This window comes from Ramlibacter sp. AN1133 (assembly GCF_037890035.1).
Classification (GTDB): domain Bacteria; phylum Pseudomonadota; class Gammaproteobacteria; order Burkholderiales; family Burkholderiaceae_C; genus Ramlibacter.
Map to the genome: position 1 here is coordinate 152,222 of NZ_JBBKTQ010000002.1, position 17,480 is coordinate 169,701.

A 17,480-nucleotide genomic window follows, 5' to 3' on the forward strand; every position below is an offset into this window, starting at 1 on the left:
ATGAACGTGGTGGAAAGAAGGAATTCGCTAGCGACGTCGCGAAGCCCGTGCCCTTGGTGAACTGCAGGCACTCGGCGCCGACTCTAGACAGCTGCGCCTGGCCGCGACAGGCACCAATTGCGCGCAGCGGGTAGAACTTAAGTGGGAGCGGCGAACTATCCCCATCGGCCAGAACACAATCGAGCCCATGCTCGGCTACTTCACCCTTCCCGTCACGCCGTTCCAGCAGAACTGCTCCGTCGTCTACGACGATGCGACGCGGCAGGCTGCCGTGATCGACCCCGGCGGCGACCTCGATGCGCTGCTGGCCGAAGTCGAACGCCGCGGCCTGAAGCTCGAACAGATCTGGCTCACGCACGCGCACATCGACCATGCGGGCGGCACCGCGGAACTGGCGCGCCGCCTGGCGCTGCCGATCATCGGCCCGCACCCGGACGACCAGTTCTGGATCCAGGGGCTGCCGCAACAGGGCGCGATGTTCGGATTTCCGCCGGCCGAGACCTTCACGCCCACGCGCTGGCTGCACGACGGCGACACGGTCGAACTCGCGGGCCACACGCTGCAGGTGCGCCACTGCCCGGGCCACACGCCGGGCCACGTGGTGTTCCATTCGCCGGAGATGCAGCGCGCCTTCGTGGGCGACGTGCTGTTCGCGGGCAGCATCGGGCGCACCGACTTGCCGCGCGGCGATCACGCGACGCTGATCGCCAGCATCACGCAGCGCCTGTGGCCGATGGGGGACGAGACGGTGTTCATCCCCGGCCACGGGCCGGAGAGCAGCTTCGGGCGCGAACGCAGGACGAACCCCTACGTCCGCGGGACCTGATCAGCGGTTGCCCATGGCCTGCCGGTACAGGCCTTCGACGCGCGGGATGTTCTCGGCCAGCCGCCGCATGCGGTCGGGGCCCGAAGGGTGCGTGGAGAGGAAGGCCGGGCCGCCGCCATTGCCCGACACGCGGGCCATCTTGTCCCACAGCGAGAGCGAGGCCCGGGGGTTGAAGCCGGCACGCGCGGCCATCTCCAGGCCGACCAGGTCGGCTTCGACCTCGTCGTCGCGGCTGAACTTCATCGTCAGCAGCTGGGTGCCGATGTTGGCCGCCACGTCACCGAGCTGGCCCAGGCCGAACAGCTGCGCGCCCAGTGACAGCAAGGCACCGGTGCCCTGGCTCTTGGCGATGCGCTCGCGCGCATGCTCGCGCAGCGCGTGCGCCATCTCGTGGCCCACCACCATCGCGAGTTCGTCGTCGGTGGCGTGCAGCTTGTCGATGAGGCCCATGAAGACGGCGATCTTGCCGCCTGGCATGCAGAAGGCATTGACGCTCTCGCTGCCGATCAGGTTCACCTCCCAGCGCCATTGCCGCGCGCGCGGATTCCAGCGCGGCGCATCGGCGATCAGGCGCGAGGAGATCGCGCGCAGCCGCTGCAGCTGCGCGTTGCCCTCGGGGGCCAGGGCCCGCTTGGCGCGCGCCTCCTGCAGCAGCTCGTTGTACTGCTGCGCCGCGGCCTGCTCGAGTTCGGTGGCCGGAACCAGCGATCGCAGGCGCGAACTTTCACCGACCTCCACCTGGCTCAGGGCCGGACCGGCAACGACGGCGCCCGCTGCCAGCATGAAGGCACGCCGGCCGACCCACGGGGATGACTTGGCAGCACAGAGTTGGCACATGGGCAAATAATACTGACGAACCACCCCCACCATGTCGGACCCCATCGCCTCCTCCGCTCAGAGCACTCCTGCACAGCCAGCCCCCGAACCCATCGTCGCGGAGAAGCGCCGCAAGCGCTCGGCGATGGACGTCGTGCGCGCGCTGCGGCAACCGAAGATCGCGGTGATGATGGCGCTGGGCTTCTCGTCCGGCCTGCCCTTCCTGCTGACCGCCAACACCTTCGGCTACTGGCTGCGCGACGAGGGCACGAGCCTGAAGGCGATCGGCTTCATCTCGTGGGTCGGCTTCATGTACGCCTTCAAGGTGTACTGGTCGCCGCTGGTCGACCGCATGGACATTCCGCTGTTCGGCAAGCTCGGGCGGCGGCGCGGCTGGATGCTGTTCTGCCAGATCCTGGTGGCGATCGGGCTGGTCGCGATGGCGGTGGTCGGGGTGAAGGCGGGGCTGGTGGCGATCGGCGCCTTCGCGCTGCTGGTCGCCTTCGCGTCGGCGACGCAGGACATCGCGATCGACGCCTGGCGCATCGAGGCCGCGGACAACTCCGACGAAGTGGGCCTGCTCACGTCCGCGGCGCAGCTCGGCTACCGCCTCGCGCTGCTGGTGACGGACGCGGCCATCATCGCGGCCGCCGAACGCGTCGGCTGGCCGATCTCGTACGTGGCGATGGCCGTGCTGATGGGGGTGGGGATCGTGGCCACCTTTCTCGCGTTCGAGCCGCAACGCGCCGACGAGGTGCTGCACAACAAGCCGCCGCTGTGGAGCCGGCGCGGCCTGGTCGACGCGCTGATCGGGCCCTTCGTCGACTTCTTCCGCAAGCACAAGCTGGCCGGGCTGGTGATCCTGTTGATGGTCGCGCTCTACCGGCTGCCCGACTTCATCATGGGCCCGATGTACAACCCCTACTACCACGACCTCGGCGTGAGCAAGGACACGGTGGCGGTGGTGCGCGGGTCCTTCGGCCTGGTCGCGACCTTCGTCGGCCTGGGCGCGGCGGGCCTCACGGCGATCCGCATCGGCATCCTGCCGACGCTGATCGTCGGGCTGGTGCTGGAGGCCCTGGGCACCGGGGCGTTCGCGCTGCTGGCACTGCACGTCAACGACGTGATCTTCGCGATCGTGATGTCGCTCGACTCCTTCGCGCAGGCGTTCGCGGGCGTGGCGCTGGTGACCTACATGTCGAGCCTGACGAGCCTGGGATACACGGCCACGCAGTACGCGATGCTGTCGTCGACGTATGCGCTGCTCGGCAAGTTCCTCAAGGGCTTTTCGGGCGTGGCGGTGGACACGCTCACGCCGCAGTACGGGCTGCTGGGGGCGTACGCCACGGCGTTCATCGGGACGGCGTTGACGGCGATCCCGGCGATGCTGCTGATCGTGCTGCTGTGGAGGATGCAGGGGCGGCATGGGAGCCAGGGGGCGCCGGCTTAGTAGTTTTTCACGGGGGCTGTTGCCTCCGTAGGCTGGCGGTGAGCGCCGAAGGCGCGAACCCCAGCGATGCGCGAAGCGCTGGGGTTCGCGCTTCGCGGCTCACCACCAGCCTACGCGCACTGCTTCGCCAGCACCGCCCGCTGCACCTTCCCCAGCGCCGTCTTCGGCAGCTGCTCGACGAAGAACCACCGCCGCGGCACCTTGAAGCGCGCCACGTGCCGCTGCAGGTGCGCGACGAGTTCCCCTTCCACCGCCTGCGTGCCGCTCGCCCGCACCACCGCGACGGCGACGACCTCCCCCCACCGCGCATCCGGCAGCCCGAACGCCGCGCACTCCGCCACCGCGGGATGCAGCGCCAGCGCCTGCTCCACCTCGGCCGGGTGCACGTTCTCGCCGCCGCTGATGATCAGGTCGCGCGCCCGGCCGACGATGCGATAGCTGCCGTCTTCGTCGCGCTGCGCGAGGTCGCCGGTGGCGAACCAGCCCTCGGCGTCGCAGGCGGGCAGATCGGGCCAGTAGCGCTGGACGACGTTCGGCCCGCGCAGCAGCAGTTCCGCCGCGTCGCCGATCGGCGGGCCCAGCCGCGCCTGCACGCCCGGCGCCGGCCAGCCGCAGGAGCCGACGTGGTCCATCGCGTGCGCGGGCGGCAGGGCGACCGAGAACGGCCCCGTCTCCGTCGCGCCGTAGACATTGCACACCGGCACGCCCCGCGCGTGGAAAGCCTCCACCAGCGCTGTCGGCAGCAGGCTGGAGCCAGCCCACGCCGCGCGCAGGCACGACAGGTCGGTGGCGCCCCAGGCGGGATGCTCGACCAGCGCCTTCATCGCGGCGGGGACCAGCAGCGTGAGCGTGGGACGCGCGGCGGCCAGGGCCGCCAGCGTCTCGCCCGGATGGAAGCGCGCATGCAGCACCACGCGAGCCCCGGCGTACAGCGCCGGCAGGGTCTGGATGCACAGGCCGCCGACGTGGAACATCGGCAGCACCGTCAGGACGGTGTCGGCCGCGGTCATCTCCTGCACTGCGCTCGCGATGCGCATGTTGGCCAGCAGGTTGCCCTGCGTATGGACGGCGGCCTTGGGGCCGCCCGTGGTGCCGGAGGTGTGGACCAGCAAGGCGGGCGCCTCCGCCGTGGCGTGCACCGGTGCGGCCGGGGCATCGACCTGCGACAGGCTCTCCACCGCATGCGCGGTCACGCCGCACGCCGCTGCCAGGTCGCGGGCCGCCGGCGCCCAGTCCGCGTCGTGCACCACGTGCCGCGGCCCGCATTCGGCGGCGAACCGCTGCCACTCCGCGAAGGCGAGCCGGAAGTTCAGCGGCAGCAGGATGGCGCCGATGCGCGCGAGCCCGAACAGCAGGGCGACCTGCCCCGGATGGTTGGCGCCCAGCCAGGCGACCCGGTCGCCCGGGCGCACACCCCACGCGTGCCAGGCGACGGCCGCGGCGCGCTCGCCCGCCTCGCGCAGCTCGCCGTACGTGTGCCAGCGCCCGCCGAACTGCAGGGCCTGGGCGCCGGGCGCCTGCCGCGCCAGCACCTCGGGCAGCGTCGGGGAAATATGCGCAATGGAGACGGCCATTTACCTTACTTTACGGGAGCGACAAGCGGGTGCGGTGGCCACTGTCCACTATGACCGGGAAGGGCCCCGCGTCGGCGGCCCGCAGTAAGTAGTATTCGGACATGCACCAACTCCTGATGATCGAGGACGACACCCGCCTGGCCCAGATGGTCGGCGAGTACCTGGAGCGATCGGGCTTCGGCGTCACCCATGCCCCCGATGCGCGGCACGGGCTGCACCTGCTGGAGGACCCGCCCACCGGTACGGCGCCCGACCTCGTGGTGCTGGACCTGATGCTGCCCGACATCGACGGACTGGAAGTGTGCCGGCGCGTGCGTTCGCTGCCCGGCGAGACCGGCAAGGTGCCGGTGCTGATGCTCACCGCCAAGGGCGACCCGATGGACCGCATCGTCGGCCTGGAGCTGGGCGCGGACGACTACCTGCCCAAGCCCTTCGAGCCGCGCGAGCTGCTGGCGCGCATCCGCGCCATCCTGCGCCGCCGCCACGACGGCACGCCGCCGCCGGCCAAGCAGATGCGCTTCGGCTCGCTGGAGATCGACCGCGACGCGCGCACGGTCTCGGTGGCCGGCAAGCCGGCCGAACTGACCTCCTACCAGTTCGACCTGCTGGTGGTGCTGGCCGAGCGCGCCGGCCGCGTGCTCACGCGCGACCAGATCATGGAAGCCGTGCGCGGCCGCGAGCTGGAGGCCTTCGACCGCTCGATCGACGTGCACATGGGCCGCATCCGCGCGGCCATCGAGGTCGACCCCAAGAACCCCAAGCGCATCCTCACGGTGCGCGGCGTCGGCTACGTGTTCGCCAAGCAGCAGGACTAGGACAGGAGACCCCTCCACGGCATGACCGCCTGGAACGCCGGCTGGCGCTTCCCTCTCTACCTGCGCATCTGGATCGCCGTGATCGCCACGGTGGGCCTGCTCACGATCGCTTTCGGCTGGCTCTGGCGCGTCAACCAGGAGCAGACGCCGATGCGCGAGGTGGTGGTGCGCAACGAGGCCGGCGAGGTGATCGGCCAGAGCCACGTGCGGCCGGTGCGCGTGCCGGGCGTGGGGCTGGAATTCCCGATCGTGATGAAGGACGGGCGCAGCATCGTCGTGCAGCTGCCGCCGCGGCCGCGGCCGCCCGGCGACGGGCCGCCCGGGGGGCGTTCCTGGCTGCCGCGCGGCTCCACCGGTTTCCTCTGGCTGCTGGGCATCGTGGCGCTGGCGGTCGCGGTGGGCAGCTACCCGATCGTGCGGCGCCTCACGCAGCGCCTGGAGGACCTGCGCGTGGGCGTGGAACGCTGGGGCGAAGGCGACCTGAGCGTGCGCGTGCCCGAGCGCGGCAGCGACGAGGTGGCCTTCCTGGCGCGCCGCTTCAACCACGCGGCCGAGCGGGTGGAAACGCTGGTCAACTCGCACAAGTCGCTGCTGGCCAATGCCTCGCACGAGCTGCGCTCGCCGCTGGCGCGCATCCGCATGGGGCTGGAGCTGATGGATCCCGAGCCCTCGCCGCGCTCGCGCGAGGAGATCACCCGCAACATCGCGGAGCTGGACCAGCTGATCGACGAGATCCTGCTGGCCAGCCGCCTCGACGCGCGCGAATCCGACATCGGCACCGTGGAGTCGGTGGACCTGACCGGCCTGGCCGCCGAGGAGAGCGCCCGCGCCGGCGCCGAGCTGGAGGCCAGCGAGTCGGAACAGACGCTGGTGGTGCAGGGCGTGGCCAAGCTGCTGCGGCGGGCCATCCGCAACCTGCTGGAAAACGCCCGGCGTTACACGAGCGGCCCGGTGCGGGTGAGCGTGGTGCGGCACGGGTCCGAGGCCGTCGTGCGGGTGTGCGACCGCGGGCCCGGCGTGCCGGCCTCCGAGCGCGAACGCATCTTCGAGCCGTTCTACCGGCTGCGCGGCGCCAGCGAGCGCGAAGGCGGGGTCGGGCTGGGCCTGGCGCTGGTGCGTTCCATCGCGCAGCGCCACCACGGCAGCGCGCACTGCGAGGACAACCCGGGGGGCGGCGCCTGCTTCATCCTGCGGCTGCCCTGCTCGGCCGTGTAACCGCCCGTAAAAGCATTCCGGGGGCCTCGCCAAGGCCCGGAAAAATCACGAAGATCCATTCGTGCGCGGGTCCGTGCCATCCCCCTAAATGAGGATGGATGGGCACCCCGGCGAAGACTACAGTTGACCCATCTGCCGCGCGGGCGCGGCACCCGGTTTCTTCAAGGTTTCAAGTCTCCCAACGACGTCCTTCCAAGGACTTGATACAGCCATCGCAAGATGGCTGTTTTTTTTTGGGCGTCGGCAGGCTGGCGGTGACGACGGAACCCCAGCTGCGCTGCGCTCGCCGATCGCTGGGGTTCGTTCCTCACCGCCAGCCTACGGATCGCGCTGCAAGCGCTGCCCGCCGTCCACCACCGGCTCGCCATCCTCCTTGGTGAATGGCGCCAGCGGCCCCGCCACCGGCAGGATCTCCAGCACTTCCTCGGACGGCCGGCACAGCTTCGTGCCCAGCGGCGTCACCACGATCGGGCGGTTCATCAGGATCGGATGCTGCACGATGAAGTCCAGCAACTGCTCGTCGGTCCACTTCGGATCCGCCAGGCCCAGCTCGCCGTAGGGCGTGCCCTTCTCGCGCAGCAGCGCGCGCACGGGCATGCGCATCGCGGCCAGCAGTTCGCGCAGCTTCTCCTTGCCGGGTGGCGTCTTCAGGTACTCGACGACTTCGGGCTCGAGGCCCGCATGGCGCAGCAGCGCGAGCGTGTTGCGCGAGGTTCCGCAGGCGGGGTTGTGGTAGATCGTGACGCGGTCCATGGGGCCGCATCATGCCGCGTCACAGCAGCGCGCGCACGCGCTCCGCGCTCACGTCGTTCAGGCAGCGGAAATGGCCGAGCGGGCATTCGCGCTCGAAGCAGGGCGAGCAGTCCAGCGGCGGGGCGTACTCCGGATCCTGCTTCAGCCAGACGACCTTCGCGCGCTCGTTGAGCGGCGGCGTGTGCAGCGGGCTGGAGGAACCGAACAGCGCCACCTGGGGCACGCCGAAGGCCGCCGCCACGTGCATCAGGCCGGAGTCGTTGCTCACCACCGAGCCGGCGCCCGCGATCAGCGCGAAGGCGTCCAGCAGCGAGGTCTTGCCGGCGAGGTTGCGGGTGCGCCCGAGGGCCTGCAGGGCAATCGCCTCGCACAGTTCCGCTTCCTTGGCCGAACCGAGCAGGACCACGGGCTGCGCGAGACGCTGCGCCAGCGCGCCGAAGTGCGGCCAGCGCTTGGCCGGGCCGTATTCGGCGCCGGGCGCCATCACCACGTAGCTGCCGCGCGCCAGGCCCTGCGCGCGCAGCACCTCGTCGACCTGGGCCGGCGGCAGGGCGAGCTGCGGCCGGTCCGCCTCCACCCCTTCCTCGCCGCTCAGCGCCGAATAGAAGGCCACCATCGGCGGCTTGTGCTTCGGGTTCTTCAGGCGATGCGTGAGCAGGCCCACGCGGGCCTCGCCGAGATAGCCGACGCGGCGCGGGATGCTGGCCAGGAAGGGCAGCAGCGCGCTCTTGAGCGAATTGGGCAGCACGTAGGCCGTGTCGAACTGCCCTTCGAGCTGCCGGGCCAGGCCGCGCCGTTCGCGCAGCTGCAGGCCGCCGTGGCGGAACGGGAACTCGATCACCGCGTCGACGTGGGGCATCGCGCGGTACACCGGTGCGACCCAGGGCAAGGCGCCGACCGTGATGCGCTCGCCGCGCGCGCGCAGGCGGCGCAGCAGCGGCTCGGTCATCACGGCGTCACCGATCCATTGCGGCGCGATGACGAAGGAACGGGTCACGCCCGGCGAGCGCTGCGCCGCGGCGGTGGGCGGCTTGAAATTGGAATCTGACCCCAATTCGGGATTCCGGAGAAATTGGAATCTGACCCCAATATCAGTGGTGGCCGCCGAAGTGCTCGCCTTCCTTGAGCTTGTAGACGGTGCCGCAGTACGGGCACTTGGCGGCGCCGCTGCCGGCGACGTCGAGGTACACGCGCGGGTGGGTGTTCCACAGCTGCATGTCGGCCTTGGGGCTGGGGCAGAAGACGCCGCCGTTGGCGTTCAGGTCCTTCGCCAGCAGTTCGACGACTTTTTCGGGTTTGTTGTTGGGGTTCGCCATGCTCTCAGACGCGGGTCAGCCAGTGGGCGTACTTGGGGTTGCGGCCGTTGACGATGTCGAAGAAGGCGTTCTGCAGCTTCTCGGTGATCGGGCCGCGGCGGCCGATGCCGATCTCCACGCGATCGAGTTCGCGGATCGGCGTGACTTCGGCGGCGGTGCCGGTGAAGAAGCACTCGTCGGCGATGTAGATCTCGTCGCGCGTGATGCGCTTCTGCACGACCTCGATGCCGGCGTCCTTCGCGATGGCGAAGACGGTGTTGCGGGTGATGCCGTTGAGCGCGCCGGCGGACAGGTCGGGCGTGTAGATCACGCCGTCCTTGACCACGAACACGTTCTCGCCCGCGCCTTCGGAGACGAAGCCGGAGCTATCGAGCAGCAGGGCCTCGTCGTAGCCGTCGTCCAGCGCCTCCATGTTGGCGAGGATCGAGTTGCTGTAGTTGCTCACCGCCTTGGCCTGCGTCATCGTGATGTTGACGTGGTGGCGCGTGTAGCTGGAGGTCTTGACGCGGATGCCGCGCTGCATGCCCTCCTCGCCGAGGTACGCGCCCCAGGCCCAGGCGGCGATCATGGCGTGGATCTGGTTGCCCTTGGGGCTCACGCCCAGCTTCTGCGAGCCGATCCACACCAGCGGGCGGATGTAGCAGGACTCGAGCTTGTTGGCCTTGACGACGGCCTTCTGCGCTTCGTTCAACTGCTCCTTCGAGAAGGGCAGCTGCATGCGCAGGATCTTGGCGCTGTTGAACAGGCGGTCCGTGTGTTCCTGCAGGCGGAAGATCGCGGTGCCATTGACCGTGTTGTACGCACGAACCCCTTCGAACGCGCCGCAGCCGTAGTGCAGCGTGTGGGTGAGCACGTGGATCTTCGCGTCGCGCCAGTCGACCAGCTCGCCGTCCATCCAGATCTTGCCGTCGCGGTCGGCCATCGAGGGTACTACCGGGCTCATAGGTGTCCTTCAGGGGAATTGAGTGCGCGGGATCGCGGAACCCCCCATTTTAAGCGGCGGCCGGCGGCTCCCCTTCCGGCGCGGCCTGCGGGCGGAACAGCTCCCATTTCACGAGCTTGCCATTGGCGAACTCGCAGGTGACGTGCGAGCCGCTGCCGTCGGTCCAGCGGTAGACCTCCGGCTGCTGCTCCTTGGGGCTGACCTGCTCGCCCAGCGCGCGCGTCATCGCCATCACGTGCAGCAGGTTCACGCCCGGCTTGAGCTTCGCATTGAGCATCACGGCGCTGTCGACCCAGCCCACGGGCCGGTTCGAGGCGCGCTGCAGCACCTTCATCATGCGGGTGAAGTGCAGCAGCATCCACATCACGATGCCGCCGGCGGCCATGGCCACGCCCGGCCAGCCATAGCCGCGCCAGGCGATGACGACGATGACGACGCCCAGGATGGGCAGGACGATCCGCTGGAAATTCATGCGCCGATTGTGCCGCCGTCCTCGGGCAGGTTTCCTGTGGCGAGCGCGTACGCCCAGTCCGCGTGGCCGCAGTTGGCCGCCAGTTGCTCCATGCCGTCCCAGTCGTAGGCCACGCTGCAATGGCGGGCGTTCCACTGGCCGCCGCGCTTTTCCACGATCGCGTAGCGCGCGTGGGGCGTGCCGTTCTGCACGCGGTGGTACGCAGGATGATCGTCTTCGTACGCCTGCAGGCCCACGCTGCCGGGATTGAGCACCAGCGTGCGTCCGGCCATCGCGGCGCGCGGGTAGTGGCTGTGCCCGCACAGCACCAGGCTGGCACGGCGCCAGTCCTCCTCGCCGGTGCCCAGGCGCGAGGCGATCTCCTCGCGCGTGGCGGCGCGCACGCCCAGCGAGCCGTTCTGGCCGAAGTCGGGCGTCACCGTTTCCAGCAGGTACTTCAGGTCGCTGCCGGGCGTGCCGTGGACCAGGAGCACCTCCTCGCCGAGCCAGCGCGTGGGCGGCAGCGACTGCAGCCATTCGGCGTGCCGCGGCGCGATCTGCGTGGCCGCATAGCCGTCGCTCGAGCCCAGGTCGCGCTCGCCGGCCGGCCGCCGCCACTGCGCCAGCAGCTGGCGCTCGTGGTTGCCCGCGATGGTGACGAAATCGCGTTCGAGCAACAGGTCCGCCGTCTCGGCCGGCATCAGCGGGCCGCTCAGGCTGTCGCCGAGGTTGACCACCGCGTCCACGCCTTCGCCCTCCACTTCGTCCAGCACCGCCTTCAGCGCCGGCAGGTTGCCATGGATGTCCGACAGCACCGCGATCTTCATCAGGCCAGCCCCCGCACCACGTCCAGCGCCTCCTCGATCCGCTCCACCGGGTGGATCGTGAGGCCTTCCAGCTCGCGCACCTTGCCCTTGGGCGCATTGGCCTTGGGCACGATGGCGATCGAGAACCCGAGCTTGGCCGCCTCGCGCAGGCGCTCCTGCCCGCGCGGCGCCGGCCGCACCTCGCCGGCCAGCCCCACCTCGCCGAAGGCGATGAAGCCCTTGGGCAAGGCGCGTCCGCGCAACGAGGACGTGATCGCCAGCATCACCGCCAGGTCCGCCGCCGGCTCGCTGATGCGCACGCCACCCACCGCGTTGACGAACACGTCCTGGTCCATGCAGGCGACGCCCGCGTGCCGGTGCAGCACCGCCAGCAGCATGGCCAGGCGGTCGCGCTCCAGGCCGACGGACAGCCGCCGCGGGCTCGGCCCGCCGCTGTCCACCAGCGCCTGGATCTCCACCAGCATCGGCCGCGTGCCTTCCAGCGTGACGAGCACGCAGCTGCCCGGCACCGGCTCGCTGTGCTGCGACAGGAAGATCGCGCTCGGGTTGGCGACGCCCTTGAGGCCCTTCTCCGTCATCGCGAACACGCCGATCTCGTTGACCGCGCCGAAGCGGTTCTTGATCGCGCGCACCAGCCGGAAGCTCGAATGGGTGTCGCCCTCGAAATAGAGCACGGTGTCGACCATGTGCTCCAGCACGCGCGGGCCGGCGAGCGCGCCTTCCTTCGTCACGTGGCCCACCAGCACGATGGTGGTGCCGCCGGACTTGGCCGCGCGCGTGAGGTGCGCCGCGCATTCGCGCACCTGCGCCACCGAGCCCGGAGCCGACGTGAGCTGCTCGGAGTACACGGTCTGGATCGAGTCGATCACCGCCACCGCCGGCTGCTGCGCGGCGATGGTGGCCTGGATCTTTTCGAGCTGGATCTCCGCCAGTACCTTGACCTGCGACCGCTCCAGCCCGAGCCGGCGCGAGCGCAGCGCCACCTGCGCGCCGCTTTCCTCACCCGTCACGTACAGCGTGGGCACGCCGGCGCGCTGCAGCCCGTCCAGCGCCTGCAGCAGCAGCGTGGACTTGCCGATGCCGGGGTCGCCGCCGATCAGGACCACGCCGCCTTCGACGATGCCGCCCCCCAGCACGCGATCGAGTTCGCCGATGCCGGTCGGCGTGCGGGGCACTTCCGCCGCCTCGATGTCCGCCAGCACCGCCACTTCGGAAGCGGGCGCGAGCGACGCGAAACGGTTGCGGCTGGCCCCACTCACCGATTCGGCCACGGTCTCGATGAGGGTATTCCACGATCCGCAATGCGGGCATTTGCCCTGCCACTTCGCTGAGCTGCCGCCGCATTCCGTGCAGGAATAGACCGTCTTCTCCTTTGCCATTGACCCGAGTGTAGGCGCGAGTACCATGCGCCTCGTGAACGCTCCCCAGCCCTTTTCCGAATTCGAGGCGTCGGAACGAGCGCGCGGCTGCACCGAGGTGCTGGCCCGTTCGTACGAGCCGAACACCGTCGTTGCGGAGCACACCCACGAGTTCACCGCGCGCGCCCTGGTGGTGCAGGGTGAGATGTGGCTGACGCAGCACGGGGAGACCCAGCACCTCAAGCCTGGCGACCGCTTCGAGGTGATCCGCGGCACGCCGCACGTCGAGAAGTACGGGCCGCAAGGGGCCACGTACTGGGTCGCGCGGACGATGTAACTCGCGCGGGGCTCGAGGTTGGTCGGCTGGCGGTGGAGCGAAGCGAAACCCCAGCGCTTCGCGCATCGCTGGGCTTGCGCTTCGCTCCAGCGCCAGCCTACGAACTCCCGCAAGAGCAGGTGAGCCCCGTAGCGCGGCCGCAGGTCGCGCTTGACGGCGGCCGGCAAACATTTAACATGTTAAATATCGCCGCCTCCCTCCGCCCCGTGAGCCCCGCCTTCGCCCATCGCAACCTCCCGCGCCTGCTGCTGCAGGCCCGCGAATCGCTGATGGCGCGCACGCGCCCCAGCCTGCGCGAGCACGGCCTGTCGGACCAGCAGTGGCGCGTGCTGCGCGTGCTCGGCGAGCACGGAACGCTGGAGACGGGCCGCGTGGCGCGCGAAGCCACCATCCTGGGCCCCAGCCTCACCGGCGTGCTGGCGCGCATGGAGCGCGACGGCCTGATCCGGCGCGAGCGCGACCCGGCCGACCAGCGCCGCACGGTGGTGGAGGCCACGCCCAAGGGACTCAAGATGGTGGACCGCCTCTCGACCTCGGTCGAAGCGCACTACCAGTGGCTGGAACAGTCGCTGGGCAAGCAGAAACTGGCGCAGCTCTACGCGCTGCTCGACGAACTCATCGCACTGGAACAAGCATGAACCTGGCCAAGCGAGGCACGGTGTACGGCACGCTGCTGAACTTCCGCGGCGAGCTCGACGCCCTCGGCCCGAAGGTGAACGAAGAACCGTACAAGGCGCCGCCGCAGGCGCCGGTGCTGTACATCAAGCCGGCCAACACCTGGACGGAGAACGGCGGGGCGATCGCCCTTCCCGCGCACGTGACCGAAGTGGAAATCGGCGCCACGGTGGCGATGGTCATGAAGTCGGCGCGGGAGATCGCGGGCTTCGTGCTGATGAACGACGTCTCCATCCCGCACGAGAGCCTGTTCCGCCCGCCCGTGAAGTTCAACTGCCTCGACGGCTTCCTCGGCATCGGCGACCGCATCCGCGCGCGCAACGAGGCCGGCGATCCGGCCGTGTTCAAGCTCGAGGTGCGCGTCAACGGCGAGTTGAAGCAGACCGTGCGCTTCTCGCAGCTGGTGCGCTCCGCCGACAGGCTGCTCGCCGACGTGAGCGAGTTCATGACCTTCGGCGAAGGCGACATGCTGATGCTGGGCTGCGACGTGGGCCGGCCGCGGGTGCGCGCCGGCGACCGCGTGGACATCAAGATGCCGGCGCTCGGCACCCTCTCCAACACCTTCGTCGCGGAGGCCGCATGAAGCGCGCGCGCGTGATGTACCAGGGCGTCCTGCACAACGCCACCGAGCGGGACGGCCAATTGCTGCTGGAGGACGGCCAGCGCGTGTGGCCGGACCAGGTCACCTGGCTGCCGCCGCTGGCTGCGGTGGAAAAGCCGCGCACGATCCTGGCGCTGGGCCTCAACTACGCCGACCACGCCAAGGAACTCGCCTTCAAGGCGCCCGACGAACCGCTCGTGTTCCTCAAGGGCGAACGGGCGCTCACCGGCCACCGACAGTCGACGCGCCGGCCCGCCGGCGTGCAGTTCATGCACTACGAATGCGAGCTGGCCGTGGTGATCGGCAAGCGCGCGAAGAAGGTGAAGCGCGACGACGCCTACGACTTCATCGCCGGCTACACGGTGGCCAACGACTATGCGATCCGCGACTACCTGGAGAACTGGTACCGGCCGAACCTGCGCGTGAAGAACCGCGACGGCGCGACGCCGCTCGGCCCCTGGCTGGTCGACCGCGCCGACGTGCCCGACCCGATGGCGCTGGCGCTCAAGACCACCGTCAACGGCCAGCTCACGCAGCAGGGCAACACGAAGGACATGATCTTCGACATCCCCTGGCTGGTCGAATACTTCTCCGGCTTCATGACGCTGAACCCCGGCGACCTGATCCTCACCGGCACGCCGGACGGCGTGGTGGACTGCAAGGTGGGCGACGTGGTGGTCACCGAGATCGAGGGCATCGGCGCCCTCATGAACACCATCGCCTCCTGACATGCGCATCGAGCACCTGATCGCCGGCAAAGCCGTTGCCGGCCGCGAATACTTCGAGACCGTGAACCCGGCCACGCAGGAGGTGCTGGCCGAAGTCGCCGCCGGCGGCGAGGCCGAAGTGAACCAGGCCGTCGCCGCCGCGAAGGAGGCCTTCCCCAAGTGGTCCTCGCTCGCCGCACCGGAACGCGCCAGGCTCGTTCGCAAGCTCGGCGAGCTGATCGCGCGCAACGTCCCCGAGCTGGCGCGGACCGAGACCGACGACACCGGCCAGGTGATCGCGCAGACCGGCAAGCAGCTCGTGCCGCGCGCGGCCGACAACTTCTCCTACTTCGCCGAGATGTGCGTGCGGGTGGACGGCCACACGTATCCGACGCCCACGCACCTGAACTACACGCTGTTCCACCCGGTGGGCGTGTGCGCGCTGATCTCGCCCTGGAACGTGCCCTTCATGACGGCGACGTGGAAGGTCGCGCCCTGCCTCGCCTTCGGCAACACCGCGGTGCTGAAGATGAGCGAGCTGTCTCCGATGACGGCCGCGCGCCTCGGCGAACTGGCGCTGGAAGCAGGCATCCCGGCCGGCGTGCTGAACATCGTGCACGGCTTCGGCAAGCAGGCCGGCGAGCCGCTGGTGCGGCATCCGGACGTGCGCGCGATCTCCTTCACCGGATCGACGGCGACCGGCAACCGCATCGTCAAGGAGGCCGGGCTGAAGAAGTTCAGCATGGAGCTGGGGGGCAAGTCGCCCTTCGTGGTGTTCGACGACGCCGACTTCGAGCGCGCGCTCGATGCCGCCGTGTTCATGATCTTCTCCAACAACGGCGAGCGCTGCACCGCCGGCAGCCGCATCCTGGTGCAGAAGTCGATCTACGCGAAGTTCGCCGAGCGCTTCGCCGCGCGGGCGGGCAAGATCGCCGTGGGCGACCCCCTGGACGAGAAGACCGTCATCGGGCCCATGATCTCGCAGGGGCACCTGGCCAAGGTGCGCGGGTACATCGAGCTGGGGCGCAAGGAAGGCGCGACGCTGCTGTGCGGCGGACTGGACGCGCCGGCCCTGCCAGGTCGCGTGAAGAAGGGCAATTACGTGGCGCCGACCGTGTTCGCCGACGTCGACAACCGCATGAAGATCGCGCAGGACGAGATCTTCGGGCCGGTGGCCTGCCTGATCCCCTTCGACACCGAGGAGGACGCGATCCGCATCGCCAACGACATCCCCTACGGCCTGTCCTCGTACGTGTTCACGGAGAACGTCGGTCGCGCGCACCGCGTGGCCGCGGCGATCGAGGCCGGCATGTGCTTCGTCAACAGCCAGAACGTACGCGACCTGCGCCAGCCGTTCGGCGGCACCAAGGCCTCGGGCACGGGGCGCGAGGGCGGGACCTGGAGCTACGAGGTGTTCCTGGAGCCGAAGAACATCGCTGTGTCACTTGGCTCGCACCACATTCCCCACTGGGGCGCCTGACATGGGCAAGCTCGCGCTCGCGGCGAAGATCACGCACGTGCCGTCGATGTACCTGAGCGAGCTGTCCGGCCCGCGCCACGGCACCCGGCAGGATGCGATCGACGGCCACATCGAGATCGGGCGGCGCTGCCGCGCGCTGGGCGTGGACACCATCGTGGTGTTCGACACGCACTGGCTGGTCAACGCCAACTACCACGTCAACTGCGGGGCGCACTTCCAGGGGCTGTACACCAGCAACGAGCTGCCGCACTTCATCAGCAACATGGCGTACGAGTTCCCGGGCAACCCGGAGCTCGGCAAGCTGCTGGCCGAGGTCTGCAACGACTGGGGCGTGGAGACGCTGGCGCACGAACGCACCACGCTCGCGCCCGAGTACGGCACGCTGGTTCCCATGCGCTACATGAACCAGGACCGGCACTTCAAGGTGATCTCGGTCTCGGCGCTGTGCCAGGCGCACTACCTGAACGACAGCGCGCGCCTGGGCTGGGCGATGCGGCGCGCGGTGGAAGACCACTACGACGGCACCGTCGCCTTCTTCGCCAGCGGCTCGCTGTCGCACCGCTTCGCGCAGAACGGCCTGGCGCCGGAGTACGCCTTCCGCATCTGGAGCCCCTTCCTGGAGACGCTGGACCGCGACGTGGTGCGGCTGTGGGAAGCCGGCGAGTGGAAGACCTTCTGCGGCATGCTGCCGGAGTACGCGGCCAAGGGCCACGGCGAGGGCTTCATGCACGACACGGCGATGCTGCTGGGCGCGCTGGGCTGGTCCGCCTACGGCGGGCGCGCGGAGGTGGTCACGCCCTACTTCGGCGCTTCCGGCACCGGCCAGATCAATGCGGTGTTCCCGGTCACGCCGGTGGCGGACGACGCGATCCCCAAGGCGCAGGCCTCGTCCGCCGAGGGCTACACCCACATCAACCAGCGGCTCTGAGCATGCCCCACTGCGTCATCCTCTACACACCGAACATCGAAACCAGGACGGATGTCGGTGCGCTGTGCCGCAAGCTGGCGGACACCATGCTCACGATCCACGACGAGGCCGGCAAGCAGGTCTTTCCCACCGGCGGCACCCGCGTGCTGGCGTATCCGGCGGCCCATTACGCGGTGGCCGACGGCGAGGAGGACTACGCCTTCGTGTACATCAACGTGCGCATGGGCGCGGGCCGCAGCGCGGAGGTGCAGCAGAAAGCGGGCGACCGGCTCATGGAGGTGGTCAGGGAGCACTTCGCGCCCCTCTTCGCGCAGGAGCTGATCGGCATCACGCTGCAGATCGACGAGAGCCCGGGGCAGGTGTACGACGGCAAGCACAGCACGCTGCACCCGCTGTTCAACAAGTAGG

General features: G+C 69.6%; 20 protein-coding genes. 11 read left to right on the forward strand and 9 right to left on the reverse strand.

All coding sequences use genetic code 11. The annotated features are described in order from the left end of the window. Positions 1-187: 187 nt before the first annotated feature. On the forward strand, positions 188-826 hold the full coding sequence (locus tag WG923_RS03170) for an MBL fold metallo-hydrolase (protein ID WP_340349479.1): 639 nt from the start codon (positions 188-190) through the stop codon (positions 824-826). Here WG923_RS03170 and WG923_RS03175 read toward each other — a convergent pair whose 3' ends face one another. Further along, a complete protein-coding gene (locus WG923_RS03175; RefSeq protein WP_340349480.1) occupies positions 827-1,663 on the reverse strand; it encodes a M48 family metallopeptidase in 837 nt (278 codons plus the stop codon). Between the two features lie 31 nt (positions 1,664-1,694). Here WG923_RS03175 and WG923_RS03180 point away from each other — a divergent pair, with 31 nt between their 5' ends. Continuing rightward, the gene (locus WG923_RS03180; protein WP_340349481.1) at positions 1,695-3,092 is read left to right on the forward strand and encodes an AmpG family muropeptide MFS transporter; all 1,398 of its coding nucleotides are present in this window, start codon (positions 1,695-1,697) and stop codon (positions 3,090-3,092) included. Between the two features lie 110 nt (positions 3,093-3,202). On the opposite strand, the gene WG923_RS03185 is transcribed toward WG923_RS03180, so the two are convergent. Then, on the reverse strand, positions 3,203-4,666 hold the full coding sequence (locus tag WG923_RS03185; protein ID WP_340349482.1) for a class I adenylate-forming enzyme family protein: 1,464 nt from the start codon (positions 4,664-4,666) through the stop codon (positions 3,203-3,205). A gap of 101 nt (positions 4,667-4,767) precedes the next feature. On the opposite strand from WG923_RS03185, the gene WG923_RS03190 reads away from it, so the two are divergent. Together WG923_RS03190 and WG923_RS03195 are read left to right on the forward strand one after the other, a co-directional pair. Beyond that, the gene (locus WG923_RS03190; protein ID WP_340349483.1) at positions 4,768-5,481 is read left to right on the forward strand and encodes a response regulator transcription factor; all 714 of its coding nucleotides are present in this window, start codon (positions 4,768-4,770) and stop codon (positions 5,479-5,481) included. 21 nt (positions 5,482-5,502) lie between these two features. Beyond that, positions 5,503-6,696 (forward strand): sensor histidine kinase, encoded by a 1,194-nt coding sequence (locus WG923_RS03195; protein WP_340349484.1) that lies wholly within the window; start codon positions 5,503-5,505, stop codon positions 6,694-6,696. A 318-nt stretch (positions 6,697-7,014) separates the two neighbouring features. On the opposite strand, the gene arsC is transcribed toward WG923_RS03195, so the two are convergent. The 7 genes from arsC to radA form a co-directional block, all read right to left on the reverse strand. Beyond that, complete coding sequence (arsC, locus tag WG923_RS03200) at positions 7,015-7,449, reverse strand: arsenate reductase (glutaredoxin) (RefSeq protein WP_340349485.1); 435 nt, start codon at positions 7,447-7,449, stop codon at positions 7,015-7,017. Between the two features lie 19 nt (positions 7,450-7,468). Further along, entirely contained in the window at positions 7,469-8,446 is a 978-nt protein-coding gene (gene waaF, locus WG923_RS03205) for a lipopolysaccharide heptosyltransferase II (RefSeq protein ID WP_340349780.1), read from the reverse strand. A 94-nt stretch (positions 8,447-8,540) separates the two neighbouring features. Next, positions 8,541-8,765 (reverse strand): zinc-finger domain-containing protein, encoded by a 225-nt coding sequence (locus WG923_RS03210; protein WP_340349486.1) that lies wholly within the window; start codon positions 8,763-8,765, stop codon positions 8,541-8,543. Positions 8,766-8,769: 4 nt separating this feature from the next. Next, complete coding sequence (locus WG923_RS03215) at positions 8,770-9,708, reverse strand: branched-chain amino acid transaminase (protein ID WP_340349487.1); 939 nt, start codon at positions 9,706-9,708, stop codon at positions 8,770-8,772. Positions 9,709-9,757: 49 nt separating this feature from the next. After that, the gene (locus WG923_RS03220) at positions 9,758-10,180 is read right to left on the reverse strand and encodes a glycerate kinase (RefSeq protein WP_340349488.1); all 423 of its coding nucleotides are present in this window, start codon (positions 10,178-10,180) and stop codon (positions 9,758-9,760) included. Beyond that, positions 10,177-10,986 (reverse strand): metallophosphoesterase family protein, encoded by an 810-nt coding sequence (locus WG923_RS03225; protein ID WP_340349489.1) that lies wholly within the window; start codon positions 10,984-10,986, stop codon positions 10,177-10,179. Before WG923_RS03225 ends, WG923_RS03220 begins: the two co-directional genes overlap by 4 nt. After that, a complete protein-coding gene (gene radA, locus WG923_RS03230; protein ID WP_340349490.1) occupies positions 10,986-12,365 on the reverse strand; it encodes a DNA repair protein RadA in 1,380 nt (459 codons plus the stop codon). The genes WG923_RS03225 and radA overlap by 1 nt, the downstream gene beginning before the upstream one ends. A 25-nt stretch (positions 12,366-12,390) precedes the next feature. On the opposite strand from radA, the gene WG923_RS03235 reads away from it, so the two are divergent. The 7 genes from WG923_RS03235 to WG923_RS03265 all read left to right on the forward strand — a co-directional run bounded on the left by WG923_RS03235 (position 12,391) and on the right by WG923_RS03265 (position 17,479). Beyond that, positions 12,391-12,681 (forward strand): cupin domain-containing protein, encoded by a 291-nt coding sequence (locus WG923_RS03235; RefSeq protein WP_340349491.1) that lies wholly within the window; start codon positions 12,391-12,393, stop codon positions 12,679-12,681. 176 nt (positions 12,682-12,857) lie between these two features. Beyond that, positions 12,858-13,319 carry a homoprotocatechuate degradation operon regulator HpaR gene (hpaR, locus tag WG923_RS03240; RefSeq protein ID WP_445322890.1) on the forward strand — a complete coding sequence of 154 codons (462 nt, stop codon included), beginning with the start codon at positions 12,858-12,860 and terminating at the stop codon, positions 13,317-13,319. Further along, complete coding sequence (locus WG923_RS03245; protein WP_340349492.1) at positions 13,316-13,939, forward strand: fumarylacetoacetate hydrolase family protein; 624 nt, start codon at positions 13,316-13,318, stop codon at positions 13,937-13,939. Before hpaR ends, WG923_RS03245 begins: the two co-directional genes overlap by 4 nt. Next, positions 13,936-14,685 carry a fumarylacetoacetate hydrolase family protein gene (locus WG923_RS03250; protein WP_340349493.1) on the forward strand — a complete coding sequence of 250 codons (750 nt, stop codon included), beginning with the start codon at positions 13,936-13,938 and terminating at the stop codon, positions 14,683-14,685. Before WG923_RS03245 ends, WG923_RS03250 begins: the two co-directional genes overlap by 4 nt. Position 14,686: 1 nt before the next feature. Next, positions 14,687-16,144 carry a 5-carboxymethyl-2-hydroxymuconate semialdehyde dehydrogenase gene (hpaE, locus tag WG923_RS03255; protein ID WP_340349494.1) on the forward strand — a complete coding sequence of 486 codons (1,458 nt, stop codon included), beginning with the start codon at positions 14,687-14,689 and terminating at the stop codon, positions 16,142-16,144. 1 nt (position 16,145) lies between these two features. Beyond that, a complete protein-coding gene (hpaD, locus tag WG923_RS03260) occupies positions 16,146-17,072 on the forward strand; it encodes a 3,4-dihydroxyphenylacetate 2,3-dioxygenase (RefSeq protein ID WP_340349495.1) in 927 nt (308 codons plus the stop codon). 2 nt (positions 17,073-17,074) lie between these two features. After that, positions 17,075-17,479, forward strand: coding sequence for a 5-carboxymethyl-2-hydroxymuconate Delta-isomerase (locus tag WG923_RS03265; RefSeq protein WP_340349496.1), 405 nt, complete (start codon positions 17,075-17,077; stop codon positions 17,477-17,479). Position 17,480: the final 1 nt, after the last annotated feature.